Raw genomic sequence first — 2,642 nt, forward strand, 5'->3', positions numbered from 1 at the left:
ATCGCCCACCGCGTCGTCCTTCTCGATGCCGGGCGGATTGCCGAGAGTGGCGATGCCTGCGCCGTCATCGACGCGCCGCAATCAGCCATCGGCAAGGCGCTGGTGGCGGCCGCACCGAGATTGAACCGGACCACACAAGACGCATCATGACCGACTCCGAAGCCAGAGCCGAGAAACTGTCGCGCGAACTCGATTCCGCTTTTCGCAACCGAGCCGATCTATACCGCCTGTTCCTCGAAGAACTGACCGGGAAGCTGGGCGCCAAACAGGCCGAGGCGATCATGATCCGCGCCATCGAACAGCGCGGCAAGGAAGTCGCGGCGGTCGCTTTCGCCAGCTTCGGCGCTAACGACGCTCGCGCGATCGGCGAGGCCTTCCTGGCGGTCAGCCCGGATGGCGGCCTGATGTATCCGGCCGATGTCGAACGCGGCGACGACCATATCGCCTTCAAGGTGAAACGCTGCCCGCTGAAAGACGCCTGGGTCGAGGCCGGCGTCGGAGATGAGAAACTCGCCACGCTCTGCCGCATTGCCGGCGCCTTCGACCGAGGCCTGTTCGAGGCGACCGGCGTGCGTTTCGACAATGTCACCTGGACTCCGGGCCATGGCTCCGGCTGTTGTCATATCGCGCTGACAAACCGGGATGCCGGATAGGCTCAGCCGCCGCCAAAGACGTGAAGTTCCGTTCCGCCCGCTTCAATGACGGCGCGCAGCGCCGGCTGCGGCTCGCGATCGGTGACGATGTCGGAAAGCTCGCCGAGGCCGCACACGCGCTCGAGGCTGTTGCGGCCGAACTTGTCGTTGGTCACCACCAGCGCTGTCGACAACGTTCTCGAGATCATCGCCCGCTTGACCGCCGCTGCTCCCGAGATCATGTCGCTGGGCCCATCCGCGGACAGGCTTGAGGCGCCGATGATGGCAATGTCGGCATTGTAGCGCCTGATGAATTCGACCGTATCCTCGCCGAACACGCTGGCTTCGCGGCTGTCATAGGTGCCGGGGCAGAGGACAACCCGGAAAGTCGGATTGGCGCCGGCTACCGAGGCCACCCCGATGGAGTTGGTGATGACGGTCAGGTCGCGCCTCAACTGCGAGAGATTGCGCGCCACCTCGTAGGTTGTCGAGCCTCCGTCGATCATCACGATCTGGCCTTTCTTGACCAGTCCGGCCGCGCCACGCCCGATCCGGGTACGCTCCTCGACCATGGTCTGGCTGCGCTCGGCAATCACCGGCTCGGATGTCACAAGCGAGATCGTTGCGCCACCATAGGTTCGGTTGAGCAGCCCCGCATCGCCAAGCTCGATAAGGTCGCGACGGATCGTCTCGCCGGCGACGCCAAGGCGTATGGCGAGCCTGGAGATACGGATCGAGGCCGACCGGCGCACTTCCGACAGGATGAGCTCATGCCGCTCCTTCTTCGACAGCCGGCTATGCTCCATGATCAATCCTCCGCGAGTCGAGGACATTAGAACAATTCCAGGAAAAGTGTGAAACGGTTTTCTGTCCGGAATTGTGTCAAAACAAAGAGTTAGAGCGATACGGGCACCGGTGCGGAAGGAGGGGGCCAAACCCGATATGGGCTGACAAGCGTGTTCATGGCTGGTCTGATGAAGACTTGGCGAATCGGAAGCCTTGTCGAATCGAAAGACGGCCGTCAGGAGAGCCCAATGCATGTCGTGACATTGTTGAAAGCGAACATGTTCGATGTCGAGATCGACGGCAAGCCCGCTTCGATCGCCGAGGCCTTGCCGGACTGGAACCCGCATGACCGTTTCGGCCTGGTGATCGACGACGCGCTTGGCGGCATCGGCGCGACCCATCTGCTGCAGATCGCCATCACCTCGTTCTACGACGTCAAGCCAAGCCGCCGCACCGAATTGACGGTCTATCCGGAAATCTATGCCTTCCACATCGGCAAGGGCTATGGCGCGCATGCGCCCTATGATTTCTGGCCGGCCCGGCGCGAGGTCATCACCTCGCGCGATCACCGTGAGGTGCTCGACGCCATCAACGATCGTGGCATCACCCGGCTTGCCGTCCCCGATCGCCAGCCACAAGAAGTCGTGCACCGGCCGAAGGAAGTCGACGCGGCGCTCGACCGGATTGTGTCGGCATTCGTCTACAGCCCGTCGGGCCGGGTTTCGGATCCCGACCTCGTCATTTCAGGCAACGACAGGCGAACTGAATACAACCCCAACAGCGCCTTGCGGCCCCGCTATTACCGACAACCGGCCGGCTTCGGTTTCGACGGCAGCCAAGCCGGTCAGGAAGTCGATCCGTCCTACCAGGAATGGCTGCGCAAGCGAGAGCACGACCTGACCAGCGAGGAACGCGCCTTTGTCGAACGCCGCCGCGAGGCGCTGAGACAGGACGGCCTCGTCACCGAGACCTACCGGCGCGCCGGCGTCCGCGAAGCGCTGATGCGGCTGGCGTCGGCCGGCCTCGATTGAGGCTCGGCCGCCACCACTCGCCCACTCAATAGCCGACGGTAAAGCGCTGCCTGATGTGGGCCGGCTTCTCGATCTCATCGACCATGACGATAGCGTAGTCCTCGAAGGAAATGCTGCTGCCCTTGTCCGAGGCGAGAAGCGTGTCCTTGCCGAGGCGGAATTTTCCGGTGCGTTCGCCCGGAACGAACATGGC

Annotated in this window: 3 protein-coding genes and 2 pseudogenes; 3 read left to right on the plus strand and 2 right to left on the minus strand. The window is 63.2% G+C overall.

The annotated features are described in order from the left end of the window. Positions 1–150: pseudogene (locus EN935_RS42365) on the plus strand (peptide ABC transporter ATP-binding protein); the annotation flags it as partial. Continuing rightward, entirely contained in the window at positions 147–653 is a 507-nt protein-coding gene (locus EN935_RS30400; protein WP_127265704.1) for an L-2-amino-thiazoline-4-carboxylic acid hydrolase, read from the plus strand. The pseudogene EN935_RS42365 and the gene EN935_RS30400, both read left to right, overlap by 4 nt. Before the next feature lie 2 nt (positions 654–655). Here the strand turns inward: EN935_RS30400 and EN935_RS30405 are convergent, their stop codons facing one another. After that, complete coding sequence (locus EN935_RS30405) at positions 656–1,438, minus strand: DeoR/GlpR family DNA-binding transcription regulator (RefSeq protein WP_109658656.1); 783 nt, start codon at positions 1,436–1,438, stop codon at positions 656–658. Between the two features lie 228 nt (positions 1,439–1,666). Here EN935_RS30405 and EN935_RS30410 point away from each other — a divergent pair, with 228 nt between their 5' ends. Next, entirely contained in the window at positions 1,667–2,449 is a 783-nt protein-coding gene (locus tag EN935_RS30410; RefSeq protein ID WP_127265703.1) for a hypothetical protein, read from the plus strand. A 25-nt stretch (positions 2,450–2,474) separates the two neighbouring features. Here the strand turns inward: EN935_RS30410 and EN935_RS30415 are convergent. Next, positions 2,475–2,642: pseudogene (locus tag EN935_RS30415) on the minus strand (NAD(P)-dependent oxidoreductase); the annotation flags it as partial.

The sequence above is a fragment of the Mesorhizobium sp. M7D.F.Ca.US.004.03.1.1 genome, from assembly GCF_003998635.1.
GTDB classification, from domain to species: domain Bacteria; phylum Pseudomonadota; class Alphaproteobacteria; order Rhizobiales; family Rhizobiaceae; genus Mesorhizobium; species Mesorhizobium loti.

Excerpts from the sequence above, each read along its gene's own strand:
- EN935_RS30400 (WP_127265704.1), top strand. The coding sequence starts at position 147 with ATGACCGACTCCGAAGCCAGAGCCGAGAAACTGTCGCGCGAACTCGAT.
- EN935_RS30405 (WP_109658656.1), bottom strand. The coding sequence starts at position 1,438 with ATGGAGCATAGCCGGCTGTCGAAGAAGGAGCGGCATGAGCTCATCCTG.
- EN935_RS30410 (WP_127265703.1), top strand. The coding sequence starts at position 1,667 with ATGCATGTCGTGACATTGTTGAAAGCGAACATGTTCGATGTCGAGATC.